Source organism: Actinomadura opuntiae, from assembly GCF_030283205.1.
Classification (GTDB): Bacteria; Actinomycetota; Actinomycetes; order Streptosporangiales; family Streptosporangiaceae; genus Spirillospora.
The window spans coordinates 136,492-161,173 of sequence record NZ_JASNWF010000005.1 but is presented as its reverse complement, the minus strand read 5'-3'; the positions used below and the strand labels follow the sequence as shown (position 1 = coordinate 161,173).

37 protein-coding genes are annotated in these 24,682 nt (G+C 70.8%); 25 read left to right on the top strand and 12 right to left on the bottom strand.

Annotated features, from left to right (window positions below; all coding sequences use genetic code 11):
* Nucleotides 1-49: 49 nt before the first annotated feature.
* Nucleotides 50-1,123: an alkene reductase gene (locus QP089_RS12020; RefSeq protein WP_285911611.1), complete on the top strand. Its 1,074-nt coding sequence runs from the start codon at nt 50-52 to the stop codon at nt 1,121-1,123.
* 111 nt (nt 1,124-1,234) lie between these two features.
* Here the strand turns inward: QP089_RS12020 and QP089_RS12015 are convergent, their stop codons facing one another.
* Nucleotides 1,235-1,786, bottom strand: a complete 552-nt coding sequence (locus tag QP089_RS12015) for a C40 family peptidase (RefSeq protein WP_285911610.1) — start codon at nt 1,784-1,786, stop codon at nt 1,235-1,237.
* Nucleotides 1,787-2,645: 859 nt separating this feature from the next.
* Here QP089_RS12015 and QP089_RS12010 point away from each other — a divergent pair.
* The 5 genes from QP089_RS12010 (at nt 2,646) to QP089_RS11990 (ending at nt 6,171) form a co-directional block, all read left to right on the top strand.
* On the top strand, nt 2,646-3,986 hold the full coding sequence (locus tag QP089_RS12010; protein WP_285911609.1) for a glycoside hydrolase family 1 protein: 1,341 nt from the start codon (nt 2,646-2,648) through the stop codon (nt 3,984-3,986).
* 68 nt (nt 3,987-4,054) lie between these two features.
* Complete coding sequence (locus QP089_RS12005; RefSeq protein ID WP_285911608.1) at nt 4,055-4,450, top strand: SCO5389 family protein; 396 nt, start codon at nt 4,055-4,057, stop codon at nt 4,448-4,450.
* A gap of 148 nt (nt 4,451-4,598) precedes the next feature.
* The gene (locus QP089_RS12000) at nt 4,599-5,186 is read left to right on the top strand and encodes a nucleotidyltransferase family protein (protein WP_285911607.1); all 588 of its coding nucleotides are present in this window, start codon (nt 4,599-4,601) and stop codon (nt 5,184-5,186) included.
* On the top strand, nt 5,183-5,419 hold the full coding sequence (locus QP089_RS11995) for a BON domain-containing protein (protein WP_285911606.1): 237 nt from the start codon (nt 5,183-5,185) through the stop codon (nt 5,417-5,419). The genes QP089_RS12000 and QP089_RS11995 overlap by 4 nt, the downstream gene beginning before the upstream one ends.
* The gene (locus tag QP089_RS11990) at nt 5,416-6,171 is read left to right on the top strand and encodes a metallophosphoesterase family protein (RefSeq protein WP_285911605.1); all 756 of its coding nucleotides are present in this window, start codon (nt 5,416-5,418) and stop codon (nt 6,169-6,171) included. The genes QP089_RS11995 and QP089_RS11990 overlap by 4 nt, the downstream gene beginning before the upstream one ends.
* A 53-nt stretch (nt 6,172-6,224) precedes the next feature.
* Here QP089_RS11990 and QP089_RS11985 read toward each other — a convergent pair whose 3' ends face one another.
* Nucleotides 6,225-7,238 carry a DNA topoisomerase IB gene (locus QP089_RS11985; protein ID WP_285911604.1) on the bottom strand — a complete coding sequence of 338 codons (1,014 nt, stop codon included), beginning with the start codon at nt 7,236-7,238 and terminating at the stop codon, nt 6,225-6,227.
* Between the two features lie 7 nt (nt 7,239-7,245).
* A complete protein-coding gene (locus QP089_RS11980) occupies nt 7,246-8,094 on the bottom strand; it encodes an SDR family oxidoreductase (RefSeq protein WP_285911603.1) in 849 nt (282 codons plus the stop codon).
* Between the two features lie 164 nt (nt 8,095-8,258).
* Here QP089_RS11980 and QP089_RS11975 point away from each other — a divergent pair, with 164 nt between their 5' ends.
* The 3 genes from QP089_RS11975 (at nt 8,259) to QP089_RS11965 (ending at nt 11,080) form a co-directional block, all read left to right on the top strand.
* Nucleotides 8,259-9,032, top strand: coding sequence for an SDR family NAD(P)-dependent oxidoreductase (locus QP089_RS11975; RefSeq protein WP_151539976.1), 774 nt, complete (start codon nt 8,259-8,261; stop codon nt 9,030-9,032).
* A gap of 8 nt (nt 9,033-9,040) precedes the next feature.
* Nucleotides 9,041-9,805, top strand: a complete 765-nt coding sequence (locus QP089_RS11970; RefSeq protein WP_285911602.1) for a crotonase/enoyl-CoA hydratase family protein — start codon at nt 9,041-9,043, stop codon at nt 9,803-9,805.
* A 192-nt stretch (nt 9,806-9,997) separates the two neighbouring features.
* Nucleotides 9,998-11,080, top strand: a complete 1,083-nt coding sequence (locus QP089_RS11965) for a hypothetical protein (RefSeq protein WP_285911601.1) — start codon at nt 9,998-10,000, stop codon at nt 11,078-11,080.
* 37 nt (nt 11,081-11,117) lie between these two features.
* Here the strand turns inward: QP089_RS11965 and QP089_RS11960 are convergent, their stop codons facing one another.
* Together QP089_RS11960 and QP089_RS11955 are read right to left on the bottom strand one after the other, a co-directional pair.
* Nucleotides 11,118-12,521, bottom strand: coding sequence for a tyrosine-type recombinase/integrase (locus tag QP089_RS11960; RefSeq protein WP_285911600.1), 1,404 nt, complete (start codon nt 12,519-12,521; stop codon nt 11,118-11,120).
* 4 nt (nt 12,522-12,525) lie between these two features.
* On the bottom strand, nt 12,526-13,239 hold the full coding sequence (locus tag QP089_RS11955) for a hypothetical protein (RefSeq protein ID WP_285911599.1): 714 nt from the start codon (nt 13,237-13,239) through the stop codon (nt 12,526-12,528).
* Between the two features lie 78 nt (nt 13,240-13,317).
* On the opposite strand from QP089_RS11955, the gene QP089_RS11950 reads away from it, so the two are divergent.
* From QP089_RS11950 to QP089_RS11895, 13 genes are all read left to right on the top strand, one after another.
* Nucleotides 13,318-13,611, top strand: coding sequence for a helix-turn-helix transcriptional regulator (locus QP089_RS11950; RefSeq protein WP_285911598.1), 294 nt, complete (start codon nt 13,318-13,320; stop codon nt 13,609-13,611).
* A complete protein-coding gene (locus QP089_RS11945) occupies nt 13,598-13,897 on the top strand; it encodes a hypothetical protein (protein ID WP_285911597.1) in 300 nt (99 codons plus the stop codon). Before QP089_RS11950 ends, QP089_RS11945 begins: the two co-directional genes overlap by 14 nt.
* Nucleotides 13,894-15,906 carry a DUF3987 domain-containing protein gene (locus QP089_RS11940; RefSeq protein WP_285911596.1) on the top strand — a complete coding sequence of 671 codons (2,013 nt, stop codon included), beginning with the start codon at nt 13,894-13,896 and terminating at the stop codon, nt 15,904-15,906. The genes QP089_RS11945 and QP089_RS11940 overlap by 4 nt, the downstream gene beginning before the upstream one ends.
* On the top strand, nt 15,903-16,124 hold the full coding sequence (locus QP089_RS11935; RefSeq protein WP_285911595.1) for a hypothetical protein: 222 nt from the start codon (nt 15,903-15,905) through the stop codon (nt 16,122-16,124). The genes QP089_RS11940 and QP089_RS11935 overlap by 4 nt, the downstream gene beginning before the upstream one ends.
* Nucleotides 16,125-16,227: 103 nt before the next feature.
* Nucleotides 16,228-16,419, top strand: coding sequence for a hypothetical protein (locus QP089_RS11930; protein WP_285911594.1), 192 nt, complete (start codon nt 16,228-16,230; stop codon nt 16,417-16,419).
* A gap of 2 nt (nt 16,420-16,421) precedes the next feature.
* Complete coding sequence (locus QP089_RS11925; protein WP_285911593.1) at nt 16,422-16,727, top strand: hypothetical protein; 306 nt, start codon at nt 16,422-16,424, stop codon at nt 16,725-16,727.
* Entirely contained in the window at nt 16,720-16,932 is a 213-nt protein-coding gene (locus tag QP089_RS11920) for a hypothetical protein (protein WP_285911592.1), read from the top strand. Before QP089_RS11925 ends, QP089_RS11920 begins: the two co-directional genes overlap by 8 nt.
* A gap of 2 nt (nt 16,933-16,934) precedes the next feature.
* Nucleotides 16,935-17,168 carry a hypothetical protein gene (locus QP089_RS11915; RefSeq protein ID WP_285911591.1) on the top strand — a complete coding sequence of 78 codons (234 nt, stop codon included), beginning with the start codon at nt 16,935-16,937 and terminating at the stop codon, nt 17,166-17,168.
* A gap of 153 nt (nt 17,169-17,321) precedes the next feature.
* The gene (locus tag QP089_RS11910; RefSeq protein WP_285911590.1) at nt 17,322-17,735 is read left to right on the top strand and encodes a hypothetical protein; all 414 of its coding nucleotides are present in this window, start codon (nt 17,322-17,324) and stop codon (nt 17,733-17,735) included.
* Nucleotides 17,736-17,739: 4 nt separating this feature from the next.
* The gene (locus QP089_RS11905; protein WP_285911589.1) at nt 17,740-18,108 is read left to right on the top strand and encodes a hypothetical protein; all 369 of its coding nucleotides are present in this window, start codon (nt 17,740-17,742) and stop codon (nt 18,106-18,108) included.
* A complete protein-coding gene (locus tag QP089_RS11900; protein ID WP_285911588.1) occupies nt 18,108-18,641 on the top strand; it encodes a helix-turn-helix domain-containing protein in 534 nt (177 codons plus the stop codon). The genes QP089_RS11905 and QP089_RS11900 overlap by 1 nt, the downstream gene beginning before the upstream one ends.
* Nucleotides 18,642-18,646: 5 nt before the next feature.
* Nucleotides 18,647-19,045: a helix-turn-helix domain-containing protein gene (locus QP089_RS48785; protein WP_353070579.1), complete on the top strand. Its 399-nt coding sequence runs from the start codon at nt 18,647-18,649 to the stop codon at nt 19,043-19,045.
* Nucleotides 19,042-19,857 carry a hypothetical protein gene (locus tag QP089_RS11895; protein ID WP_285911587.1) on the top strand — a complete coding sequence of 272 codons (816 nt, stop codon included), beginning with the start codon at nt 19,042-19,044 and terminating at the stop codon, nt 19,855-19,857. The genes QP089_RS48785 and QP089_RS11895 overlap by 4 nt, the downstream gene beginning before the upstream one ends.
* Nucleotides 19,858-20,455: 598 nt before the next feature.
* On the opposite strand, the gene QP089_RS11890 is transcribed toward QP089_RS11895, so the two are convergent.
* Genes QP089_RS11890 through QP089_RS11875 form a run of 4 tightly spaced genes read right to left on the bottom strand, consistent with a single transcriptional unit; the run spans nt 20,456 to nt 21,340 of the window.
* Entirely contained in the window at nt 20,456-20,671 is a 216-nt protein-coding gene (locus QP089_RS11890; protein WP_285911586.1) for a hypothetical protein, read from the bottom strand.
* The gene (locus QP089_RS11885) at nt 20,668-20,862 is read right to left on the bottom strand and encodes a hypothetical protein (protein WP_285911585.1); all 195 of its coding nucleotides are present in this window, start codon (nt 20,860-20,862) and stop codon (nt 20,668-20,670) included. The genes QP089_RS11890 and QP089_RS11885 overlap by 4 nt, the downstream gene beginning before the upstream one ends.
* Nucleotides 20,859-21,077 carry a hypothetical protein gene (locus QP089_RS11880; protein WP_285911584.1) on the bottom strand — a complete coding sequence of 73 codons (219 nt, stop codon included), beginning with the start codon at nt 21,075-21,077 and terminating at the stop codon, nt 20,859-20,861. Before QP089_RS11880 ends, QP089_RS11885 begins: the two co-directional genes overlap by 4 nt.
* Nucleotides 21,074-21,340 (bottom strand): hypothetical protein, encoded by a 267-nt coding sequence (locus QP089_RS11875; RefSeq protein WP_285911583.1) that lies wholly within the window; start codon nt 21,338-21,340, stop codon nt 21,074-21,076. The genes QP089_RS11880 and QP089_RS11875 overlap by 4 nt, the downstream gene beginning before the upstream one ends.
* Before the next feature lie 144 nt (nt 21,341-21,484).
* On the opposite strand from QP089_RS11875, the gene QP089_RS11870 reads away from it, so the two are divergent.
* Nucleotides 21,485-22,759, top strand: a complete 1,275-nt coding sequence (locus QP089_RS11870) for an NsdA family TPR-like regulatory protein (RefSeq protein ID WP_285911582.1) — start codon at nt 21,485-21,487, stop codon at nt 22,757-22,759.
* Nucleotides 22,756-23,064, top strand: a complete 309-nt coding sequence (locus QP089_RS11865; RefSeq protein ID WP_285911581.1) for a 4a-hydroxytetrahydrobiopterin dehydratase — start codon at nt 22,756-22,758, stop codon at nt 23,062-23,064. Before QP089_RS11870 ends, QP089_RS11865 begins: the two co-directional genes overlap by 4 nt.
* Before the next feature lie 142 nt (nt 23,065-23,206).
* Here the strand turns inward: QP089_RS11865 and QP089_RS11860 are convergent, their stop codons facing one another.
* The 3 genes from QP089_RS11860 to QP089_RS11850 form a co-directional block, all read right to left on the bottom strand.
* Nucleotides 23,207-23,470, bottom strand: a complete 264-nt coding sequence (locus tag QP089_RS11860) for a hypothetical protein (protein WP_285911580.1) — start codon at nt 23,468-23,470, stop codon at nt 23,207-23,209.
* A complete protein-coding gene (locus QP089_RS11855; RefSeq protein WP_285911579.1) occupies nt 23,467-23,649 on the bottom strand; it encodes a hypothetical protein in 183 nt (60 codons plus the stop codon). The genes QP089_RS11860 and QP089_RS11855 overlap by 4 nt, the downstream gene beginning before the upstream one ends.
* Before the next feature lie 89 nt (nt 23,650-23,738).
* A complete protein-coding gene (locus tag QP089_RS11850) occupies nt 23,739-24,152 on the bottom strand; it encodes a hypothetical protein (RefSeq protein WP_285911578.1) in 414 nt (137 codons plus the stop codon).
* 112 nt (nt 24,153-24,264) lie between these two features.
* Between QP089_RS11850 and QP089_RS11845 the strand changes: the two genes are divergently transcribed.
* Entirely contained in the window at nt 24,265-24,516 is a 252-nt protein-coding gene (locus tag QP089_RS11845) for a hypothetical protein (protein WP_285911577.1), read from the top strand.
* Nucleotides 24,517-24,682 lie beyond the last annotated feature (166 nt).

The window sequence follows — 24,682 nt, the reverse complement described above, 5'->3', positions numbered from 1 at the left end:
GGTCCGCTCGTAGCTTCTTCACCAGCGAGAACGCCACTAGGAGGACGTCGTGGACGAATTGTTCGAGCAACTGTCGGCCGGGAAGCTGGAGCTGTCCAACCGGTTGGTGATGGCCCCGATGACGCGGAGCAGAGCCGTCAACGACGGCAAGGTGACCGCGCTACAGGCCGAGTACTACGCGCAGCGGGCCGGTGCGGGGCTCATCATCACCGAGGGGACGCAGCCGAGCGTGCGAGGCCAGGGCTATGTCTGGACGCCGGGTCTGCACAGCGACGAGCAGGTGGGGGCATGGCGGGCGGTCACCGACGCGGTCCACGCGGAGGGCAGCGTCATCTTCGCGCAGCTCATGCACACCGGACGTGTCGGGCACCCCTCGCTCTATCCGGACGGTGGCCTGCCCATCGGGCCGTCCCCGATCGCAACGGGCGAGCAGATGTGGACACCCGAGGGCATGCTCGACCACCCGGAACCCCGTGAGATGACCCTGGACGACATCGCCGAGGCAGTGGACGACTTCGCCGCCGCAGCGCGCAACGCCATCGCGGCCGGTTTCGACGGTGTGGAACTGCACGGCGCCAACGGCTACCTCATCCACCAGTTCCTGACGGACGGCAGCAACAAGCGGACCGACGCCTACGGCGGGACGATCGAGAACCGCATCCGGTTCGCTGTCGAGGTGGCGAAGGCGGTCGCGGAGGCGATCGGACCCGAGCGCGTGGGATTCCGTGTGTCACCCGGTAGCAACGCCAATGGCGTCAGCGAAAGCGACACCGACGAGCTGTACGCCGCGCTGCTGGAGGCGCTGGCGCCGCTGGGGCTCGCATACCTGCACGTCTTGGAACTGGGCGACCGGGAGAGGACGCGGCGCCTGCGCGCCGCATGGCCGGGCACGCTGATTCTCAACCCGCACCCGACGCCGGAGTCCTTCCCGGCGAGGCCGGAGTACGGCGCGGACGCGCTGCGGGAGGGCGTCGCGGACGCTGTCGCCTTCGCCGAGCTGTGGCTCGCCAACCCGGACCTGCCCGCCCGCATCAAGGCGGGCGGCCCCTACAACGAGCCCGACCGCGCTGCCTTCTACGGCGGCGACCACCGCGGCTACACCGACTACCCGGCGCTTTCATAGCTCTGGCTTAAGGACCTGTACTAGTCGGCTTAGGCGGGCAGGCCGAGAGCCGCAGGCCGAGGGCCCCGCACCGGTGTCGTCCGGTACGGGGCCCTCGCCTATGCGTCCGGCTCAGTAACCGGGCCGGACACCGCCGTTGAACTGGCTCTTGTAGTAGTGGGTCAGCTTGACCTTCTTCACATGCGAGCCCGAGTGGGGCGCGTGAATCATGTAGCCGTGCCCGACGTAGATGCCCACGTGCGTCCGGCCGCTGTAGAAGAAGAGCAGGTCGCCCGCCTTGGCGCTCTTCCAGGAGACCTTGTGCTTCACCGCGCTGTAGATCTGCTGAGTCGTCCGCGGAAGCTTGACGCCCGCCTTGCGCCAGGAACCCTGCGCCAGGCCCGAGCAGTCCCACGAGCCGGGTCCGGAGCCGCCGTACCGGTACGGGTCACCGATCTGCTTGGAGGCGTACTTGACGGCGACGGCCGCGCGGTTGCTCTGCTTGGCGGCGCGTGACGTCGTGGACGTGGCCTTTACGGGCGCGGCCTTGGCGCCCGTGGCCTTCGCCCCGGCGGCCTGAGTGGCCGCTGACGTGAGAGCGACGCGCTGCGGGACGTTGGTGCCGGCGTCCGCAGGGCTCGCGAGCAGAAGCGTCGCTCCGACCGCCGTGGTCGTGGTGAGCACGAGGCCACCAGCGGTGATTCCGGTCTTCAGGGGGATTCGGGGGGTATGCAGAATGACTCCAGATCTCGCGGTCGGTGCCTACCGGGCAGCCGTCACCCCGCGTGTGAATCGGTGGGGTTCGGGATGCCGCGCGTCCGTCCGGGTGTTCGCGGCGCCATGGGAGGGCGCCGCGGCCTGCGGGCCGCTTCCGGCTCCGTGCCTCTCGTCTGCACGGATTAGGCGATCGACGCGGGCTTCGTCCGCCGCGGCGCCGTGGTGGCGCCCCAGTGGGACGGCGCCGGCCGCTCCTTCGAGCGGCCGGACACGTGCCGCCGCCGCGCGTCGGTGCGTGTTCTGTTGTCCGAGCGGCTTGCCGTGCCGCATGAACCGGGCAGGAACGTAGCCAGACTTCGGCGGCTCAGGCAAATCTCAGGTAGATCACAAAGCCTCGGGGGCGGGCGGGACGGGAGTGGCGAAAGCCGTCCGGCCTGGGCACATTAAGATCATTTTCCGGCTTTTTGTGAAGTGGGCCACAAGCTGCGGATACGCGGGTCGATCAAGGTCTTCCGGACTTCCTGGCCGGGGCGGTTATCCACAGAACGCGGTTCCAGTTCCGGCGGCGCGGGTGCGGCGTTTGACTGGCCTGGCCGCGAGATCCGCGGGCTTCGTCACCGGAGGAGACGGTAAATGGTCGCGAAGGTGTTGATTCGGTCACGTCTGTCCGGCGCGTGGTGGATCAAGGACTCAGCGTTGCCGGATCCGGCCATGTGCCGGGGATTGACTCCGGCCCCGCGTGGACCTGTAGTCCGAGAGAGATTCATGTCCGGTGCCCGGAGGGAGTCCCGTGTTCCGCAGGTCCGGCAGAACGCGCCTCGCGCGCGTGCTCCCCGCTCTCGCCCTCGCGGCCGCCGTCACGGTGACCGCCCCACCCGCCGCCCATGCCCGTACCGGCCCCGACTCGTCCGCCGCGAAGACCGCCAAGTTCCCCCGCGGGTTCCTGTGGGGCGTCGCCACGTCCGGCTTCCAGGGCGAAGGCTCCTTCCCCGACAGCAACTGGACGCGGTACGTCAAGCGCAAGGCGCCCGGGATCAGCGACCCGTACAAGAACTCGGTCGACTTCCTGCACCGCTACCCGGCCGACATCAAGCTCGCGCGGAACCTTGGCGTAAACGTGTTCCGGACGTCCGTCGAGTGGGCGCGGATCGAGCCCAGGCCGGGCGTCCGCGATCCGAAGGCCATCGCCTACTACGACGACCTGATCCGCCGGATCCGCGCCGCCGGCATGCGGCCGATGATCACGCTGGACCACTGGGTGTATCCCGGATGGGTGGCCGACCAGGGCGCCTGGGACAACCCGAAGACCCGGGCGGACTGGCTGCGCAACGCCCGGTTCATCGTCGACCGCTACAAGCGCCAGGGCGTCATCTGGATCACGTTCAACGAGGCCAGCGCCTACATGTACAAAGAGCTGACGATGCGGCCGATGGACCTCGGGCAGCTGTCCGCCATGCGGACCGCGCTCGTCGCGACCCACCGCGCCGCCTACGACATGATCCACAAGATCGATCCGGGTGCTCCGGTCTCGACGAACGTCGCGTACGGGACGGCACTGAACGGCATCTTCGACGCCGCCCTGTTCAACGAGGTGACCGACAAGCTCGACTTCATCGGCATCGACTACTACTACGGTGCCAACGCGCAGAACCTCACCGCCGGCTACGCGCTGACCGGCGAGTTCTGGAAGATCGACCCCGAGCCGGAAGGGCTGTACTACGTCCTCAAGAACTACCAGCGGCGGCTGCCCGAGCTGCCGGTGTACGTGGTCGAGAACGGCATGTCGACCGACGACGGCAAGCCCCGCCCGGACGGCTACACCCGCAGCGACCATCTCCGCGATCACATCTACTGGATCCAGCGGGCGATGGCCGACGGGGTCAAGGTGATCGGCTACAACTACTGGAGCCTCACCGACAACTACGAGTGGGGCAGTTTCCGGCCGCGCTTCGGCCTCTACACGGTGGACGCGCTGACCGACCCGTCCCTCGCCCGCCGTCCGACCGACGCCGTCGCGACGTATCGCTCGATCATCGGGAACCGGGGCGTCCCCTCGGGATACGTGCCGGTCCGCCGGCCCGGCTGGTGCTCGGTCGAGGATCCGGTCGCGACCTGTTTCGGCACCACCCCGACGCCGCCCGCCGCCTACCGGATTCCGGCGCGCTGATGCTGGAATGAATATCGTTTTCATGTCACCCTGAAACTGTCCGCACAACGGAGGAAGGGAGCACGGCCATGTCCTTGACCGTCGACGACCGGCTGCTGGAGAGGGCGCTGCGGGACGAGGTGGACGACGCCTCGTTCATCGCGTGCGTCCGCGAGTCGCTGCCCTACGCATGGGAGGTCATCAGCGGCGTCGCCGCCCGGATGCGCGAGGGCGGCGCCGGATTCGCCGACAACCAGACCCCGCCCCCGGACGAGCGGGCACGCGGCCAGCTCCTGCGCGTCCTCGCCAGCGACGCGATGCGCGGCGCGCTCGAACGCCACTTCGGTGTCCGGCTCGCCTTCCAGAACTGCCACCGCGTCGCCGCCTTCGACCTCGACGCCGACGGCGCCGCCGACCGCCACGCACGCTTCGTCTCACCCCGAGCCCAACTCCTCAACCAGTCCCCAGACCTAGTCGACTGCTGACCCCACCAGGGCGAACCACAGTTGTGGGGGTTTGTTGGCGGGGGGTGTTCGGGGGAGGAGGTGGGGAGTGGCGTGGGGAGGGTAGGGGTCGTTTGTGGGGGATGTGCAGGCTGGGACGCGGCGCGCGGGGGGCGTGCCGAATCTCGGTGTGGTCAGGGGCAGCGGGTCGCCGGGGCCGGGTGGGGCCGGGGACGGGCTGCTGCTGAGCCTGAAGCGGGCCGCCGCCGCGTTGCGGGACGCCGGGGTCGACTACGCGTTGGCCGGGGGGTTCGCGGCCTATGCGCACGGTGCGGCGGTGTCGACGCACGATGTGGACTTCGTGGTGCGGGAGCGCGACGTCGGGGACGCGCTGAAGGCGCTCGCCGCGGCGGGCATGGGGCATCTGGACAGTCCCGAGAACTGGCTCGCCAAGGTCTGCGACGGGGAGCACCTCATCGACCTGATCCACACGCCGTCGGGGCGTCCGGTGGACACCGAGCTGCTGGGGCGGGCCACGGAGATGGCGGTGGGGGCGGTGTACATGCCGGTGCTGCCGGCGACGGACCTGGTGGTCATGCGGCTGCTGGCGTTCAGCGAGACGGCCTGCGACTTCAGCGGATTCCTGCATGTGAGCCGGGCGTTGCGGGAGCAGGTGGACTGGTCGTACGTGGCCGCGGAGACGGCGGAGTCGCCGTACGCGTACGCGTTCCTGGCCCTGCTGTCGCGACTCGGTGTCATCGAAGGGGGCGTGCCGTGAACGAGTACCTGCCGGCGCACATCCAGGAGGCGCTCACGTCGCGGGCGCACGAGCTGGGCATCCGGGTGGACGTGCGGGGAGACGTGGTGCACCTGCGCGGCGAGGTGGCCAGCGAGGAGCGGCGGCGCGCGGTCGAGGAGGCCGCCCGGGCCGCCGCGGAGGGGCACGAGATCTGCAACGAGCTGCACGTCGTCGCGGTGCCGGAACCGGACCGGGAGGAGAGGCTTTCATGATCCGTGTGGCGGCGGCCGGGGACCTGCACGTGGGGGCCGACATGGCCGGGGCGTACCGGGACCGGCTCGGGCGGCTGGCCGGGCAGGCGGACGTGTTCCTCGTCGCTGGCGACCTGACCAGGCACGGGACGGTCGAGGAGGGCCGGGTCGCGGCGGGCGAGCTGCGCGATCTCGGAGTGCCGGTGATCGCGGTGCTCGGCAACCACGACTACCACTCCGACGAGGAGGAGGAGATCACCGGCGTCCTGCGGGAGGCGGGGGTGACCGTGCTGGAGGGCGACGGGACGGTCGTGGAATGCGACGGGACGCGGATCGGCGTCGCGGGCGGCAAGGGGTTCGGCGGCGGGTTCGAGGGCAGGTGCGCGAGCGACTTCGGCGAACCGGAGATGAAGGCGTTCATCCGCCACACCAAGGCGTTCGCCGACCGGCTGGGCACCGCGCTGCTGGAGCTGGACGCGGACGTGCGGGTGAGCCTGACGCACTACTCGCCCGCCGAGGACACGCTCGAAGGCGAGCCACCGGAGATCTACCCGTTCCTCGGGAGCTACCTGATGGGCGAGGCGATCGACGCGGCGGGACCGGCGCTGGCGATCCACGGGCACGCCCACAAGGGCACGGAGAAGGGGATGACGCAGGGCGGCGTCCGGGTGCGGAACGTCGCGCTGCCGGTGATCCAGCACGCCTACGCGCTGTACTGCCTGGACGCGGCCGAGGCGACCGCCCCCGTCGCGGAGCGCGTCTCCGCGTGGTGAGCCTCCCGCGATGACGGCGGTCGGGCGTGGGGAGGTTTTTGTGGGGGTGTCGGTTAGGTGCGTAGGAGGTTTAGGACGGCTTGTTCTGCGGGGCCCTGGGTGGCCAGTTCGCCGGGGGAGGCGTCGACGCCGAGGTTGCTGAGGGCGGGGGCGATCGTGCGGCCCTCCTCGTAGAGCGTGATGATCCGCGGGTCGATGTAGGAGGCGCGCGCCACGGCCGGGGTGTTGCCGAGGTAGGCGGCGACCTCCTTCACCACGCGGACGACGGCCTTTTGCCGGGCCGTCTCGGCGGTGCCGGCGCGGGTCGACACGGCGAGGCCGACGGCGGCGAGGACGGTGGCGTGCCAGGTGCGGAAGTCCTTGGCGGTGAAGTCGCCGCCGGTCACCTCGCGGATGAACTCGTTGATGTCGGACGCGGTGACGTCGTGCCAGCCGGCGGGGGTCCGGTAGGCAAGGAGTTCGGGGGAGTCGTCCTTGCGGCGCATCAGGCCGACGACGACCTTGCAGACGTTCTCCTCCGCGACGGACTGGTACCGGTCCTTCGAGCCCTTCGCCGGGTAGTCGAACGTCACGTGCCCGCGCCGGCACGTCACGTGCTCGCGCAGGACGGTGGCGAGGCCGAACGTGCCGTTCTCCGCCGCGTACTCCTCGCCGCCGATCCGGAAGAAGCCGAGGTCGATGAGGCGGACGGCGGCGGACAGCACCCGCTCGCGGCCGTAGCCGCGGCCGGCGAGGTGCCCGGCGATCGCGTCGCGCACCTTCGGCAGCCGTTCGGCCAGCTCGAGGACGTGGTCGTGCTTCGCGCGGTCGCGCTGCTCGCGCCACGCCTCGTGGTAGAGGTACTGGCGGCGGCCGGCGGCGTCGGTGCCCATGGCCTGGATGTGGCCGTCGGCGTCCGGGCAGATCCACACGTCCTGCCATGCGGGCGGGATGACGAGCGCGCGGATCCGCTCCTTCACCGTCGCGTCGTCCAGCGGGCGGCCGTCCAGGCCGAGGTAGAGGAAACCCCTGCCGCATTTGCGCCGTCCGAAGCCGGGTTCGGAGGGGTCGCTGCGCTGTAACTCCACGGGCGCCTCAGCCCGGATGGATCTCGCCGCCGGCCGGGACGAGCGTCTGGCCGGTGTAGTAGGACGACTGCCGGTTCGCGGCGAAGAAGACATAGGAGGGGGCTATCTCGTCGGGGTCGGCGGGGCGGCCCATCGGCGACTGGCCGCCGAAGCCCTCGACGCGGTCGGCGTCGAAGGTGGCCGGGATGAGGGGGGTCCAGACGGGGCCGGGGGCGACGCAGTTGACGCGGATCTCGCGGTCCATCAGGTTCTGCGCGAGGGAGGTGGCGAAGGTCATCGCGGCGGCCTTGCTGGCCGCGTAGTCGATCAGCGTCTTGTTGCCGCGCAGCCCGTTGATGGACCCGGTGAAGACGATGGAGGACCCGGGCCCCATGTGGTCCAAGGCCTCCTGGACGGTCCAGAACAGCGCGTACACGTTGACGGCGAACGTCCGCTGGAGCTGCGCGTCGTCGATCTCGCGGACGTCCTTCACCGGGGTCTGCGTGCCGTGGTGCAGGACGAGGACGTCCAGGCCGCCGAGGTCGCGGACGGCGTGCTCGACGACCTCGCGGCAGTGCCGCTCCTCGGCGAGGTCGCCGCCGAAGGTGAAGCAGCGGCGCCCCTCGGCCTCGACGAGCGACGCGGTGTGCCGGGCGTCGTCGTCCTCTTCGAGGTAGGTGAGGGCGACGTCGGCGCCCTCCTTGGCGAACGCGACGGACACCGCGCGCCCGATGCCCGAGTCGCCGCCGGTGATCAGCGCGCGCTTGCCGTGGAGGAGGCCGCTGCCGGTGTAGTCGCGCATCTCGTCGCGCGGCTCGGGCGTCATGTCCCCGGTGCGGCCTGGGTAGGGCTGGCTCTGTGCCGGAGGTTCGGTCATGCCGGACGGGTGCCCGGCGCGCCCTCGGGCAAACGTTCGCCGTATTGTGACTCCCGAGTAACATCGCGCCCGGGCAATCCGCCGGGGTGTGAGCAGAACGTCGGGGTGACGTGTGGGTAACATCATCCCGAACCACATTCGGTCCCTCACGTAAGGTGCTGCTTATGGACCTGAACGGAGTTTCCGCCGTCGTATCCGGTGGCGCGAGCGGCCTCGGTGAGGCCACCGTCCGCGCGCTGGCCGCCGAGGGCGCCAAGGTCGTCGTCGCCGACATGAACGAGGACAAGGGCAAGAAGGTCGCCGACGAGGTCGGCGGCGTCTTCGTCAAGACCGACGTCTCCAGCGAGGAGCAGGTGCAGGCCGCCGTGCAGGCCGCGGTCGACACCGGCGCCCCGCTGCGCGTCATCGTCAACAGCGCCGGCATCGGCTGGGCCTCGCGCACCGTCGGCCGCGACGGCACCCCGCACGACCTGGCGTCCTACGAGACGGTCATCCGGGTCAACCTGATCGGCACCTTCAACCTGATGCGCATCGGCGCCGCGGCGATCTCCAAGACCGAGCCCGCCGACGCCGACGGCGCCCGCGGCGTGGTGATCAACACCGCGTCCATCGCCGGCATCGAGGGCCAGACCGGGCAGATCGCCTACTCGGCCTCCAAGGGCGGCATCATCGGCATGACGCTGCCGGCCGCTCGCGACCTCGCGGCGATCGGCGTCCGGGTCAACACCATCTGCCCCGGCATCATCGACACCCCGATCTACGGCGAGGGCGAGGCCGCCGACGCGTTCAAGGCCAAGCTGGCCGCGCCGGTGCCGTTCCCGAAGCGGATGGGCAAGGCGTCGGAGTTCGCGCACCTGGTCAAGTCCCTCATCGAGAACGACTACATGAACGGCGAGACCATCCGTTTCGACGGCGGCATCCGCTTCCAGCCGAAGTGAGGCACTGAATGACCGACGCTGTTCTCACCGAAGAAGACGGCGCCGTCCTCATCATCACCATCAACCGGCCGGAGGCCCGCAACGCGGTCAACGGCGAGGTGGCGAAGGGGATCGCGGCGGCCCTGGACGAGCTGGACTCGCGCAAGGACCTGTCCATCGGCGTCCTGACCGGCGCCGGCGGCACGTTCTGCTCGGGCATGGACCTCAAGGGCTTCCTCACGGGCGACAACCCCACCGTGGAGGGCCGCGGGTTCGCCGGCATCACCGAGCGCCCGGCGGCCAAGCCGCTGATCGCCGCGGTGGAGGGCTACGCGCTGGCCGGCGGCTGCGAGGTCGCGCTGTCCTGCGACATGATCGTGGCCTCCCGGGACGCGCAGTTCGGGCTGCCCGAGCCCAAGCGCGGCCTGGTCGCCGCGGGCGGCGGGCTGCTGCGGCTGCCGCAGCGCATCCCGTTCCACATCGCCATGGAGATCGCGCTGACCGGCGACAAGTACCCGGCGGAGCGGATGGCCGAGCTCGGGTTCGTCAACCGGCTCGCCGAGCCGGGCGGCGCGCTCGCCGCGGCCAAGGAGCTGGCCCTGAAGGTCGCCGAGAACGCCCCGCTGGCGCTCGCCGCGACCAAGAAGGTCATCGTCGAGTCCGCCGACTGGACGTCCGCCGAGGCGTGGAAGAAGCAGCAGGACATCACGCTGCCCGTCTTCACCTCCAAGGACGCGCAGGAGGGCCCGGCGGCCTTCGCCGAGAAGCGCAAGCCGAACTGGAAGGGCGAGTGACGGCCCTGCCGTAGCCCCCAGCCCGCGTCGGACGCCCGGAGCCTTGCCGGTTCCGGGCGTCCGCCGTTTCCGGGGGGCGCGCCGTTTCCGGGGGCGGGGGCGGCCTGTTCCGGCCGCCCGGAAAGTTCCTCTTACCCGGAAGTAAGTCTTCCCGTACTCTTTTGCCGCACTGGACTGATCTTGGGAGCTCACATGAGACGGAACGCGGCGCCGGCCGCGGCCATGGCGATCGCCTGCGCCGCAGGGACGCTCGCGCTGGCCGCCGCACCCGCCCGGGCCGCGGCCGGGTGGAAGAACGTCGGCGGGGCCGGGCTCGCCTACGACGGCAGCCTCGACCGCGTCGACTTCGGCGCGAAGAACGCCGGCTGGGCCGTCGGCGCCGCGGGCTCGTTCTTCAGCCCGCAGACGAAGATCGCGAAGTGGAACGGCTCGTCGTGGGTCGCCCAGGCCGCCCCGGTCGGCTTCACCCCGACCGACGTCGCCGTGGCGAGCGCGTCCAAGGCGTGGATCGTCGGCTACAACCTCGGCGGCACACTCGGCCTGTACTGGAACGGCACCAAGTGGAGCAAGGTGGCCTATCCGATGGTCGGCCTGCCGAGCCAGGTGGCGGCGGGGCCGGACGGCACCGCCTACTCCGTCGCCGGGGTCGACCCGACCGCGGGCGGCCTCAGCGCCGTCCTGCGCTGGACGGGCACCGCCTGGACGGACGCGAAGGTCCCGCTGCCCGCCTCGTCCACGATCACCGCGGTGGACGTCAGGTCGAAGAACGACGTCTGGCTCGCCGGCAGCACGTCCGCCAACGGCACGTCCGTCACCGGCCTGGTGATGCACTACGACGGCACGGCGTGGAAGAAGATCGCCGTGCCCGGCTCCCTCGGCGTCCCCGCCTACCAGGGCACCCTCTACCGGATCGTCGAGAACTCGCCGACCAACGTGTACGTGCTGCGCGTCCGGCAGAACGCGCAGATCACCAACGCGATCCTGCACTACAACGGCTCGAGCTGGAAGACGGTCAACACGCCGCTGAACACCGCCGGCATCGGGCTGTCCTCCGACGGCAAGGGCGGCGTGGTCATGCTGCCGATCACCACCGGCAACAAGACCCAGTACATGCACTACAACGGCGCGTCCTGGACGACGCTCAACGGGCCGGCCCGCACCGGCACCGTCCAGGCGTCCGACGCCGACGCCCGTCCCGGCACCACCGCGATCGTCAGCGCCGGCACCGCGGCGCAGTCCGGCAAGAAGGTGCCGTTCATCGAGTACTTCGGGTAGAAGTGGCCTCTGACCTGCGTCGGAGCGGTGCGACGGATCACTGTGAAACCGCCTGTTCTGCCTCTGTTCCGCTCGGCTGTTGATCTTGGGCCGGGCGGAGGCGGAACAGCGACCGGTCGACGGCCGTCCTCGCGGCCTCGTACGTCTCCTCGGTCACGTGGCTGTAGACACCGAGCGTCACCGGCAGTCCGGCCGCCTTCCGGCTGTGCCCCATGAAGTCCATGATCCCGGCGAGACTCACCCCGGCATCGCCGAGCGTGGTCGAGAACCAGTGCCGAAGCGCGTGCATACCGTCCTCCCGCGCCTGCTCGTACGCCAGCGCGCCGCGAGCGTTCTTCGACGGCGGAGGGATGACCCCGGCCCGAGCCAGCGCCACCTTCCAGACCAAGCCATTGAACGTGGACACCTGGAGGTTCTGACCGTCCGCGGACGACTGCCGGCCCCGGTCCGCGCGGGTACGGACGCCCTCGGGGAGCGGCGGGGCGAGCAACTGGTCACGCCACACGAACAGCAGCTCGACCGTCACCGGGTCCTCAGCGATGCGCCCGTCCTCGTCCATCCACGGCAGCGTCACGGTCACGGGCGGGTGGGCGTCCATGTGCGCCTGGACGGTTCGGGCGATCCCGGGTGACAGGGGAGCGGTCCGTGCCTTGCCGCCCTTGGGCAGCTTCAACACGATGCGCTTGCCGACGCGGACGAGTTGGCGCTCAATGCGCAGCCGCCCGGTGTCGAAGTCGAAGTCATCGACGGCCAGCGCGAACGCCTCGGCCTGCCGGAGCCCGCACCCGGCCGCGACGAGCGGCACGGCCCGATACGGCGCCGGGTGCTGGTCGACGACCGCCCACACGCGGTCGGTAGTCCAGGGCTTGCGCTCCTTCGGCTCGTCCACCACACGGGGGATGATCGGAGAGCGCGCCGGGTTGTCCTTGCGGCGACCATCCGCCACGGCGAGATCGAACGTCCCCTGGACGATGTGGAAGGCGAGCGCCTGCGTCGCAGGCCCGTGCGTCTTCTCCAGGCCGCGCAGCCACTCGAGGATCTCTGACGGCCGGGGCGCCTTCACCGGACGTGCGCCGAACGTCGGCTCGACGTGCAGACGGAACACCGACTCGTAGCGGACCAGGCTGCTACCGCCCAGGCCGCGCAGCCGCATCCATTTCTTGGCCAGCGCGCCGAACTGCTCGCGGCCGGCCTTGGGGTCGATGTACTCGCCGCGCTCGGCGTCCTCTTCCTGCTTGCGGGCGTAGCTCTTGGCGTTCTCCTTGGAATGGAACGCCTTGGTGACCTCGGTCCCGTCCGGGCCGATCCAGACTGCGAGCCACCGTTTGGACGTCTTGGAGCCGCCGCGGTCCGGGTGCCGCTTCGTCTTGACCTTCACCCGCCGGCCGGGAGCCTCCGGGTCTGGCACTTCGGCGTGCCACAGGTCCCTCACACGCGACATGCCATCACCTGCCGTCCAGTTCGGCGATCCGTGCCTGTAGCGCGTCCAGCAGCTCCCGGGTCACGAGGCCGCGTTTGGCCTGGACGCTGCGCGCCGGCGCGTCGTCCGGCAGGGCCGCCGCAACGCGTGCGTCGCGTTCTTCGGTGAGGCTCCGGCCCCAGAGGTCCAAGGAGGCCGCGACGACCACAAGCCGCGGCTCTCCGAGCTTGGCGGCTGCACGGTCCTCGGCGAGGCCCACAGTTGCCTCACGCAGCGAGGAAATCGCAGGTAGTCCCGTCGAGAAGCCGAGAGCTTTCAGGCGTTTAAAGATTGGTTCTAGCTGCCGCTGGGTGGCTGCGAGCTTCTCGAGGGAATCCTCGACCGCGCGGGAATACACCGTGAGTTCAGGGACGTACTCGTCGTCGAAGACGCTGGCCCAACGACCTGCCAGGACTCTCAGCTTGGGGGTGAGGTAGAGGAGTTCGTCGTGGTCGGGGAACAGATCGCCGTACGTGATCTTCCTGTTGAGGGTCTCCCCGAGCAGGACTGGCAGGACCGCGAACTCCTCGAGGGTGACCGCCTTATCGCCTAGCTCGAGGGCAGCCACCTTCGACCGGGACCACTTGAGTCCCATCACCTGAGCCGTCTGGGCAAGGTCTTCCTGGCGCTTGCCGCCGCCTTCGCGGAGTCGCCGGACGGCATCGCCGATCACCTCTCGGAAGCTCTTGGGGTCTCTCACGCCGTTCAGCGTATTACGCCACGTGTCTCAAAGCTAGGGCGCTTGACACTGAGTCTCAGTGCGAGCATTGTGGCCACCATGCGTAACAAGATTGGGACGCGTGGCCTGAGTGACGCGTCGGTCAAGGCGGCATGCCATGGCCGAGACATGCCAGATGCGTCCGACGATGATCAGCTCTGGACGACCAACGAGACCGCCTCCTACCTGCGCCGTCCCGCCGGAACGCTGCGCCAGTGGCGTCACCGGGGTTTCGGTCCGAAGGGATTCCGCTGCGGGGGAGTCGTGCTCTACCGCAAGAGCGAGGTCCTGCGGTGGGTCGCGGAACAGGAACAGCTCGAGGCGGCCCGGACGGACGGCGATGACGCTGCCTGAAAAGCGGAGCGGCCCCCCGATCAACGCGGAGAGCCGCCCTCGTGAGTCCTCGCCCAGGACAAGCGCCAGCGTAACCGACCTGCTGGTTCCCGTCGTGGCGTACGCCCCGGGCGGCCGCCGCTCGCGCTGGCTGGCGATCCTGGAAATCTGTCCGCGCTGCCAGCAGCCTCATCAGTTCTACGGCAGCCGCGCCGCGCCGCCGCGCATCCGGACCTGCTGCGGAAACACCTACGTGCTCCACCCGGTGTACGGCGGGAACAGCGAGCCGCCGGAGGACGCCCTGTGACCGACGACCTGATTGGCGACAAGGCGGCCGAACAGGCGGTTCTCGGCGCGATCCTGCAGCGGGGAGACATCATCCCGGCTGTCCTGGCTACAGGCGTTACCCGCGGCGACTTCGAGACGCCGGCTCACCAGCTCATCTTTGACTGCGTGCTCGACCTCCACAGGCGCGACGAGCCCGCCGACGCGGTCACGGTTTCGGCTGCGCTGGTCAAGGCGGGCGAAGACAGGACGACGGGCGGCGCCCCCTACCTGCACACGCTCATCGCGTCCGTCCCCGCGGTCACCAGCGCGTCCTACTACGCGGGAATCTTGGTCGACCGGGGTCAGCGCCGCCGGGCCAGCACCGTCGTCCGCCAAGTCCTGCAGCGGCTGGAGAACCTGGCCGTCGACGTCGCCGATGCCCTCGCGCCACTTGATGAGCTTGCAGCCAAGGAGAAGCCGGACACGACGTCCCCGCATCTCCCCGGCCTCCCCGCCTACCCGAGCGGTGCCCTGGTCGGTCCCCTGGCTGATCTCGTCCGCACGGGCACGGCAACCGGCCTCCCCGCGCCGTTCCTGGGCGGCGCCGGCCTGGCCACGTTGGCGACCGTCAGCGGCAACGCCGAACTGCGCATCTCCGACACCTGGACCGTTCGCCCTGTCCTCTGGGTGCCGCTCATCGGCCCGGCCGGATCGGGCAAGACGCCCTCGATCGACGCGGCCCGCGCCGAGCTCCGCCGCCTGGACAGCGCCACGGCCATGGACTTCATCGCGAAGTGGGAGGACTGGCAGGCACAGTCCGCCAAGGATCGCGACGAACCGCCCAAGGACGAGCGCCGTCTTGTCGACGACGCCACCCTCGAGGCTGTCGCGCTCCGCATGGCCACGGGGGACGCTGTCCTCGGTGTCGACGCCGACGAACTCGCCGAGTGGCTGTCAGGGCTGTCCCGGTACCGGTCCGGCGGGAGCACGGACCGGACTCGGTGGCTGTCGCTGTGGTCGTCGTCGCCGTGGACGGTGGACCGTGCGGGGGGACGCAAGCTGCACATCCCGCGGCCCGTCGTGTCCGTGTGCGGTGGGCTGCAGCCGCACCTCGCGCACCTGCTCGGCCCGGACGGCGACGGGATGCGGCCCCGGTGGCTCCCTCACCCGTCGGTGGACCTCGATTTGCAGTGGCGTCCCGGTGAAATCTCGCCGGAGTGGCCGAAGACGATCATGGACCTGTACCACTCCCGAGCCGCCCGCACATGGGAGCTGTCCGACACGGCCATGAAGGTGTGGACCGACGCGCGGGGCCGCTGGAAGGCGGCGACCCGCGGCCTCGAGGCGCCGTCCGTCGTCGCCGCTCTCGCCAAGGCCGACGTCCAGGCCGCGCGGATCGCCCTCGTCCTCGCCGAGTCGCAACACCCCGGGCAGCGGAACGGCGTCACGTCGGTCGACGAAGCGACGATGCTCTCGGCCGTCCAGGTCGTCGACTACGTCATGGACGTCTGGCGCGCCATGCCCGAACACGGGACGCTCGCCCTCTCCCGCCGCGACGAGGTCCTCGACGCGGCCGTGGACGAGCTGGCCTCGTGGCTGGAGCGCCGCGGTGGTCGGGCGACCCGCCGTGATCTGCAGCGCGCCCGGGTCGCCAAGGTGCGGACGCCCGCCGAGCTTGACTCCCTGCTCCACCGTTACGAGCAGGTGTATCCGGGGTCGGTCCGGTCCGAACGGACGGGCGCCCGCGGACGCGAAGGCGTAGCGGTCTACGCACCCCGCCGAGGTAACGCAGCGTCTTCGGAATCCCCTACAGGTACATCCCCCGTAACTGTCACCGGTGACAATTCCGGGGATCAGTCCAAGGAGAACCCGTCGAATGTTTTCGCAGGTAGAGAGAACGTCACCACTGTCGCGGAAACTGTCGCCGCTGGTGACAGTTCGCCCGGTGACAGTAGTCCGGTGACAGTTACGGCTACCAACGGTGACCGTCCCTCGTCGGGGTGGCCTGCTGGGACCATCGGCGACGCAGTCCATGGGGGTGCCGCATGAACCAACCCGACGTGCCGACGACGCGGAGCGCGAGGACCGGTGAGCGGACTCGCAAGCTGAGCGCGAGCATTCACTTGCGCGGACAGTTGCTGCCCGGCCGCCTGGAAGCCGCCGACTGGGCGGCGCTCCGCCGCTGGCTCGGCTCGAGCGAGTTCCGGGCTATCGCGGACCAAGTCGACTTCATCACGATCACCAACCATGCCGACCCGGCCGAGTAGCGAGCACCCGCCCATGAACACCGACCAGACAACGGCCAGCCATTACACACTCGCCCGGCGCGCCTTTCCTTGCCTCGGCTTGTCTGAGGAGCGGAGGAGTTCCATGACCCCCGAAGAAATCGAACGGGACCTCAGCGAGGCGGTCGACGCCCGCCTCGCCGAGCGCCTCGAGCAGGTCCGCCAGCAGCGCGCCAACCGACGGGCCCGCGCCCTCCGCCACCAGAAGCGGAGGAAGGCCGGCATGCGGGCACGGCACCACAACAAACTCAACCACCTCGCCCAGGAGGACAAGTAGCCGTGAACCTGTACGCGATCCGGCCCGTCAACGCGCCCGCCTGCGAGGTGGAGTTCATCCTCGCCGAGGACGACCAGGAGGCCATGCGGCAGGGCGTCTTCGCCGCGGCCAAAGACGTCTGCGATGGCAACTACTTCTCGCCGCACGCCGACGTCTACCTGATCGCCTCCGACGTCCGGCACGTCGGTAAGGCGTGGGCGACCGACGCGCCCCGCGAATGGGAATGGGCGTACCCCGGCGTCCTGGAGAACGCCGCAGAAGAAGCCGTGCTCGACGCGACCTACGGCCACGGCGCCGCCGATGTCTGAGACCCGCACCATCCGAACCAACGTCCCCGCGGAGACGTTTGCCGCGATCGAGCAGTACGCGGCCACCACCGGTCTGAGCATCGCCGCAGCGGCGCGGTTCGTCCTTGCCGCCGGCCTCGCCATGATCGACGCCCTAGCCGAGAAGGACGCGGACACCAATAGCGCCGTATGCCCACCACCCGACGCCGTGCGGGAGGGGGACTGACCATGTCCAACGTCATCCCGCTCCGCTGGCCCGATGGCCCCGACGATGACCCCGTCCGGGAGGGTGAACTGTTCGGCCGCCAGCTGACCGCCGAGCACGCCATAGCCCACGCCCAGACCGGTATCTGCTTCGGCTGTTGGTTCAACGGACTCCCCGAATGCGGGATCGATCCGCTGTGCGAAACCTTCCGAGACGAAGACACTCCAGGGTCGGTGTGTGCAGGGCGGCGCGAGTGAAGACGAACGCGGACGAACCGGAACCACCCCATGCGACACCCACCCCTACGGCAACCCATGGCGAGGCAACACCGCCGTTCTGCGACAGCGACGTCATAGCGGGTGTCCCTTCCGCGGGACCCATCGAACCGTCCCCATCGAAAGGAGAGCGAAATGGCTCGGGAGAGGCAGGCGCGGCGGTGCAAGGCCCGCCGGACGGACGGTGAACCGTGCCGGGCCTGGGCGATGGCCGGCGCGACGACATGCCGCGTCCACGGTGCCAGCGCCCCACAGGTACGGGCAGCCGCCGAGGGGCGGGTCACCGAGGCGGACGCCCGCCGCGCGATGAACGCGGCGGCCGACCGGCTCGCCGTCGAATACCGCAACTGGCAGGTGAAGCGGCTCGCAACGGCGTCCGCGCTGCTCGGCAAGCAGCCCAGGGACCTGTTGACCCCGGACGGGCGCGTGAACGAGCTGGCGCTCGCGATCTGCCGCCTTCTTCACGGCGAGCCGGACCCTCCGGAGGCCGCGCCCACGATGCGGATCGATCGCCGGTTTCGGGCAGCCCGGAACACCATGAGGGAGTGAGAACGTGACCGGATCGTCTACCGTCGCCGCCCGTGCCCGCGCCGCCTGGCGCGCCCTTCGCGGCGCGCCTGAGCCCGTGCCCGCGGCCCCGTCGTCGTGGCCGGCGCAGTCGTGGCCGCCCGCCCCGGGCGACGTCCACCCGATGAACGCCGCGATCGCGCTCATCACCGAAGCCATGCGCTCCGGCGGTGGGGACACCGACGTCATCAACGCTGTCCTCTGCGACGTGCGGCCCGAGCACGTCGGGGCGGTTCTCACCTCAGCCGCGATCCTGGCATCCCACCTCGCCGAGCGCCTGGCCGTACACGACCCGGCGGGCCCGGCCGAGCTGCTCGGCTCCATCGCGCTCGTCACCGCGTACGAGGCCGTGTGATGGGCCGCCCGTCGAACGTCACCGGCCAGCAGCGCGCCGCCGTCCTGCAGCTCAGCGCCACGGGCGCGTCGCTGCGCGAGATCGCCGAGCGGACCGGGGTCGGCAAGGACACCGCCCGCCGCATCATCATGGAGGTGTCGCACAACTCCGGGCAGGTGTCGCAGAACCCGGCGCCGCCGGCGCCTCACCGGTCGACCGGTGTACGCCGCGGTGATGCCGCGCCGCCCGTGCGGTGGGTCGGCCGGAACATCGACGGCGAGCCGGTCGCGCTCGACGAGGCCGGGCAGGTCGCGCAGGTCGGTGACGTCCCGGTGGTGCGGCGCGTCCGGGTCGGTGACCGGTTCCCCACCGTCCCGCCGTGGGGTCGGGTGCTGGTCCCCGGGCGGCTGGTCGGCGAGTCCGCGGACGGACGTCTGTTGTGTCCGCACTGCACGCGGTGGCGGACGCTGGACGAGCTGCGCGACCCGATGAACACCTGCATCGGGGTGACGCCCAAGCCGCACGCGGTGATCCCGCTCGAGGGTCACCGGTGACCGGCATGCGGGACCCGCTACGGGTCCCGCTCCCGGGCGGTGGCGCCTACCTCACCGGACGCGGTGACGAGCTGGTTGCGATCGCGCTCGAGCTGCTGTGGCGCGCCGATGCCCGCGCCCGCTCCGGTGACCTCGCCTGCCTCCGAGCGACCTACGCGGCCCCTGTCCGTGCAGGTGACGGTTCCGCGTCCGGAAGCACGGAACCGGTGGCCGGTGGCGATCGGTCAGGCTCGCGGTGCGTCCATGCGCGGCAGGCGGCCGAGGCCCTCGGCATCAGCTCTCGGATGGTGCGGAAGCTGTGCGAACGCGGGGCCTTGGCCGCCTACCGGTCCGCTGGACGTTGGGAGATTCCTGAGGATGAGGTGCGGGCGTACGCGGCGTACCGGGAGAGCGAGCGAGCATGACTGAGAAGATCGACCGGCCGAGGCGCGGCGGCGAGGACGTCGTCACCTGGGCTGTGGAGACGGGCCGCATCGCGGCCGCGGCGGCGGACAAGACGCGCAGCGACATCGCGATGTGCCGCCACAGCGAGGCCGCGCTCGAGGCGATGGCGTCGCCCTATCCGGCGCCCAAGCCTGCCACCCAGCCGCCCGCCAAGCCTCCGGCGCCTGCCCGTCCGGCGGCCCCGCCGGCGGCGACTCCGCCCGCGGCGGCGGCCCGGCCCGCTCCGGTGCGCGCGGCGAGCGAGGACCCGGCCGCGGTCCTGCTCCGCGACATGCCCTCCACCTACCAGGAAGCCATGGCCGCGGGCCCGCCGCCGCAACTGTTCCCCGGCGGCGCCGGCGGCGGGACGCTCCCGAACGTCACCGCGTCCGGGCTCGCCCCGGCCGAGCTGGCGTCGGTGCCGTGGTGGTGCCGTCCCGCGATCGCCGAGGCGCCGACACTCGACCAGGCCCGGTTCCTGCTCGCGGGTGCGCGCGACGATCCCGAGGCGGCGAACGTCGGCCACGAGTTCACCGGCGCTACGGGCTACGTCGACTTCCGAAGCCTGGTGCAGGAATGGGCCATGGCGGGCGCTGCGGCCGCGGATCAGAACCGGCAGGTAGCGCAGGCGCGGCAGGCCCGCGCGGTCGCGGCCGCGACCCACAAGCCGGTCACGGAACTGACCGATGACGAGCTGTACGCAGCGGCGTTCGGCGAGGGAGACCGGCACCGTGCGGCGGTGCGGGCCAGGCCGCGGACCGGTGACCGCGTCGGCGGCCCCTGGCACGGATGAGGCGAGGCGGGCCGGTGACCCCGACAAGAGCCTCTCGGCCTGCCTCGCGCCTCAGACCGCGGCCGACGTTTTGCGAGGGACACCCTGTCCCTTGCAACCGTCAGAGCGACGGTCGCAAACTCCCACGCGGGAGGAGCCCGTCGGTTCGACGGTCTCTCTGAAAGCGCGAAGCTCCGGCTGGCCGCACCGACTTCCTTCAGGGAAGTCAGCTCCTCCCCGCGCGTACGTGGGGCGGACGGGAGAGGGCGAGATAGAGGGAGTGGCACTCCCTCTATCTCGCCCTCGCGTACGTGGGGCGGACTCTTGATTACCGTGGACAATGTCAACGGTTTTCATCTCGCCCGCGCGTACGTGGGGCGGCCCCTCTGCGACCTGCCGGTTCTCCAACTGGCGAAATGCCAGAGCCCTCGCCGGGTCTGCTCCCTGCGGAATACCGTCGCTCTGCTCGACGGAAACCGCGGCCCGGGTGCACTCGCGCACTGGACACGTCCCGGACCGCGGCGCCTTGGTCCCGCGGTCCCGGGCCGCCGCGCCGAACCCGGAACCGCGGTGGACGACCCGGCCGGCCTCGGGGGCTTCCGGCCGGGCCGCCCAGCTTCTACGGCGCGACGACCTGCCGAGCCACGTACACCGGCCGCTCGTCCTCGGCGACGTCGTCCGGGACCGTCACGGTCGTCACGCCGTCGTCCGGGACGCGGCACCGCCACGTGCCGTCCAGCTGTGGGACGAGCGTCCCGACGATCTGTTTGTCCGAGTTCAGCAGGAACCACAGGCCGCTGTCCTCGGCGAGGGTGAACCGTCCGACCCTGGTCATCGGCGTTTCTCCTCGAGCAGGAGGTACAGCGCGGCCGGGCTGTCGGCTTCCAGCGCCCCGGCCGGGAGCTGCGCGCCGTTGATCGGGCCGCGCGCGGCGAACCACCGGCCGCCGACCTCGACGATCGTCCATCCGGAGAACTCCCGGCGCATCGCCGCGAGCAGGTCGCTGACGTCTTCGGCGGCGGTCATGCTGCCCGCCGGCGTGCCGCGATGATGGCCTCGCCGAGCCGTTCCGGGGTCGTCCCCTCCACCAGCGTGCGGCAGTCGACCAGCGCCCACCACTCCCGCGTGTGGTGCCCGAACCACGCGACGACGCCGTACCGCTCGCGGAACCGTCGCGTCTCGGCCTGGTGGATCGGTTCGGCGCTGAACACCGCGGTGTCCTCGAACGGTCCGAGGGTCATGGCCGCACCCTGTTGAGCTTGGCGTCGGAGCTGATCGCCGCGTCGACCAGCTCGCGGAGGATCTCGCCGTCCTTGGCGCGGATCGCCCACGCCCCGCCGAGGTCCTTGCCCGGCAGCTTCCGCCTGGCTTCCCACGGGTGCGGGTTGCGCGGCGCGAACGTGAACGTCCACCCCGGGAAGTCCTGGCGTAGACCGGCGAGGAGTATCTGCCCCATCTGCTCGGCGCTCGGCGGGGTGGCGAGCGCCGCCTGGTCGGTGTCCATGTCGTCTCCGCTGCTGCGATGCACTTACGCGGTCACGCCTAGTGAATCTGTGGCAGGCGCCACACCGGGAGGGGGAGACTGGGGAGTGAAGGGGAGACGCGGGAAGGCGCTTCTTCCCATGTCCGGGCGAAGGGTGCATCGCGCATGTCCACCGCCGAGAGGAACCCGGTCGCGGTCGCGATCGGTGCGCGGCTGCGCAGGCTGCGCGAGGAACCGCGAGATAAGTACGGCCGCGCGAGGTACTCGCGTGCGAAGTGGGCGATCCTGCTGCGCGGCGCCGCCGGCGCGGACGCGGACGGTCTGCCCGCCGTGACGAGCCTGGCCAAGATGATCCAGCAGTGGGAGCGCGGCGACTGCGTCCCCGGCCCGATCTACCGGCCGCTGTACGCCCGCGTCACCGGCAAGACCGAGGCCGACCTGTTCGGGAGCGAGGCGCGCGGATCCTTCGCCCGTCGTGATGCCCTGCTGCTCACCGCGGCCGCCGGGGTGGCTGTGCCTCGGCGGCCCGCCGGACCGGTCGCGCCCGAGCTGGCGGACTACTTCGCCGAGCAGCTCGCCGGCCACTACCGCGCCGATCGCTACCTTGGGCCGCTCCGCCTCATCCCCACCGCGCTCGCCCAGTACGACCTGCTGTGCGATCTGGCGAACACCGCGCGCGGGACAGTGCGGCCGCGGCTGTGGTCGCTGGCGGCCGGGTACGCCGCGTTCCTCGGCTGGCTCTATCAAGACGGCGGCGACATCAACCGGTCGGTGTACTGGCACGACCTGATGCTCGAGCGCGCGCACCGCTCGCATGATCCCCAGCTTGTGGCGTTCGCGCTGCACAACAAGGCGATGCTGCACGCCGATCTCCTCGACGGGCCCGGCGTCCAGGACCTCGCCGGCGCCGCCCTGGTCCACGAGGACGCCCTCACGCCCAAGGTTCGGGTGTTGGCGCTGCAGCAGGCCGCGCACGGCGCTTCCCTGGTCGCTGACGACGACGCGGCGGACGAGTGCGCCCGGCTGCTGGACGAGGCCGCCGCTCTGGTCGACCAGGTGGACGACGACTATCCGTGGGGCACGGCGTGCCTGACTCCGCACTACCTCGGTATCCAGCGCGCGACCTGCCTCGTACGGCTCGGCCGGGCCGAGGACGCGCTCACGATCTGGGAAAGGATCATGCCGGAGCTGGCGGCCGCCGGCGCGCGCCGCGACGTCGGGGTGTTCCAGGCCCGGCAGGCGCAGGCGTACGCCCTCGCCCGGGAACCCGAGCGGGCCGTGACGATCGCTGGGGAGGTCGTCCAGGCGGCGGAGGCGACCGGCTCGGTACGGATGCGACGCGAGCTGCAAGGGCTGCAGGCACGCATGAGACCGTGGGCGCGAGAGCGGCCCGGCCGGGCGCTCTCGGAGATGCTCGCGCCCCTTGGAGGACACACGTGACGCTCAGGACGCCCCTCACTGCCGACCAGGTCACCGCGCGACTGGCGGACACCGGATGGGCCGGCGACACGGCCGAGATTCACCGCTCTTTCGCGGTCGAGTACGACGTCGCGATGCGGATCGTGGCTGAGGTCGCTGCCGCGGCGATCGAGCTGGAGCACCGGCCGGACATCGATATCCGGTGGGACCGGCTGCACTTCTCGATGACCACGCACACCTCTGGGGACGTGGTGACCGAGCTGGACTTCAAGGCGGCCGAGAGGATCAACGAGATCGCCGCGCGGCACGGCGCGGAGCCGGTCTAGTCTGGACATGCGATGCACCGGGCCTCGCCCCTACCTTCCTGGGGGCGGGGCCCAGTCTCGTTCTCAGGCACGCGGAAGACCCGCACCCGTGCCGAGAAGTGCGGGCCGTCCTGCTGGAGGGTTTGTGAGGTCCCTGGGGGGCTCAGCGTGCGAAGCGCTCGGCCTCCGGGGCGAGATCGGGGACCGCGTGCAGATGACGGCGGCGGCCCCGTGGTGCCGGGACCGAGGGCGCCTCGGTGGCGGCCGCGGGAAGCGGGTCGGAGGTCAGCAGCTCGGTCTGCATCCGCATGACCTTGACGACGTCCCTCAGGGTGAGGTTGATGTCGCCGATCTGCTCGGCGATGCGCTCCATCTGCCCGAGCAGTTGGGCCAGCTCGAGCTGCTCGGCGATCGTCTGCTCGCTCACGCGCCCGCCTCCGGCCCGGCGGGGACCGCCTGCAGGTGACGGCGCCCGGTCGGGTGGGCCGGTCGCGCGGCGAGGACCTCGGCCAGCATGTCGCCGAGGATCTCCGCGACGCGGTCGAGCCGGGCGGACAGCTCGTCCACTCGCGCTTCGAGCTCGGCGGCGTCCGTAAGGTGGTGCATCAGATCGGACCTCTCTGTCCGGTTCAGGGCCCGGCCAGCGGTGGAGTCGCTGCGTCCGGGCCCGCCTTATGGGACGGCGGGGGACGTGGTCAGGCCGCGAGGAGCGCGGCGGTGTGGTCGAGGATGTTGGCCGCCACGAGGTGGTTGCAGCGGCCGAGGCGCTGCCCTGCCTTGCACGTGCAGCTGTTCTCGATGGTGTCGACGTAGTAGGTCGAGACGCCGTCCGACCCGTTGGCGAGGTAGGCGCCCTCGTGGCGAAGGGGGACGATCGCGCCGTCGAGGATGAGCTGCTCGGCCTTGTCCAGGACGCGGGAGCCGTCGGCGAACGCGGAGACGTCGACGGCGGCGGTCGCGGTGGCGAGGGCCTGGCGCTCGGCGTCCTCGCGGCGCTTCTCGCGCCAGCAGCGGTCGCCGTAGCCGCGGGCAACGGAGCGGTCGGCCGAGAGCAGGGCGCGGCACCGGCGGCAGGTGTTCGCCGTCTTGATCGCCGTCCGCTTCGCCATGTTCCTGTTCCCCTCACTCGCCTAACCGCGTAGGAACAGAGTAATAGGCAACTGTGTTCCTACGCAATACTCTGTGCCAGAATCCCCGTAGGAACACGGAGAGGATCACGGCATGGGCGACGAGACCAGCAACGCCGAGGGCCAGACGTACATCACGCGGTTCCGCATCCCCCGCCCCATGTGGGACGCCTTCGGACGCGTCAGCACACGCCTCGGCAGCAACCGAACCGCGCGGCTGCTCGAGCACGTGCGCGCCGACATCGAGGCTCACGGCGACGACCAGGACCGCGCCGACCTCGCACGCGCGGACGAGGAACTCGCCGAGCGCCGCTCACGGAAGGGCGGCCGGCCCCCCAAGTCGTGACGCCCCTGCGTGACGCGGGCGGGGGTTGGGGGAGGGAGTTACAGGTCAGCGCGGGTGTCACGGGCGCGTGACAGGTGCCCGTGACACCCGCGTGACGCGTCCGCGTGACACCCGCGTGACAAGATCATCTAAGCGGGCGTGCAGCCACCCGCGCGCAGCCGTACAC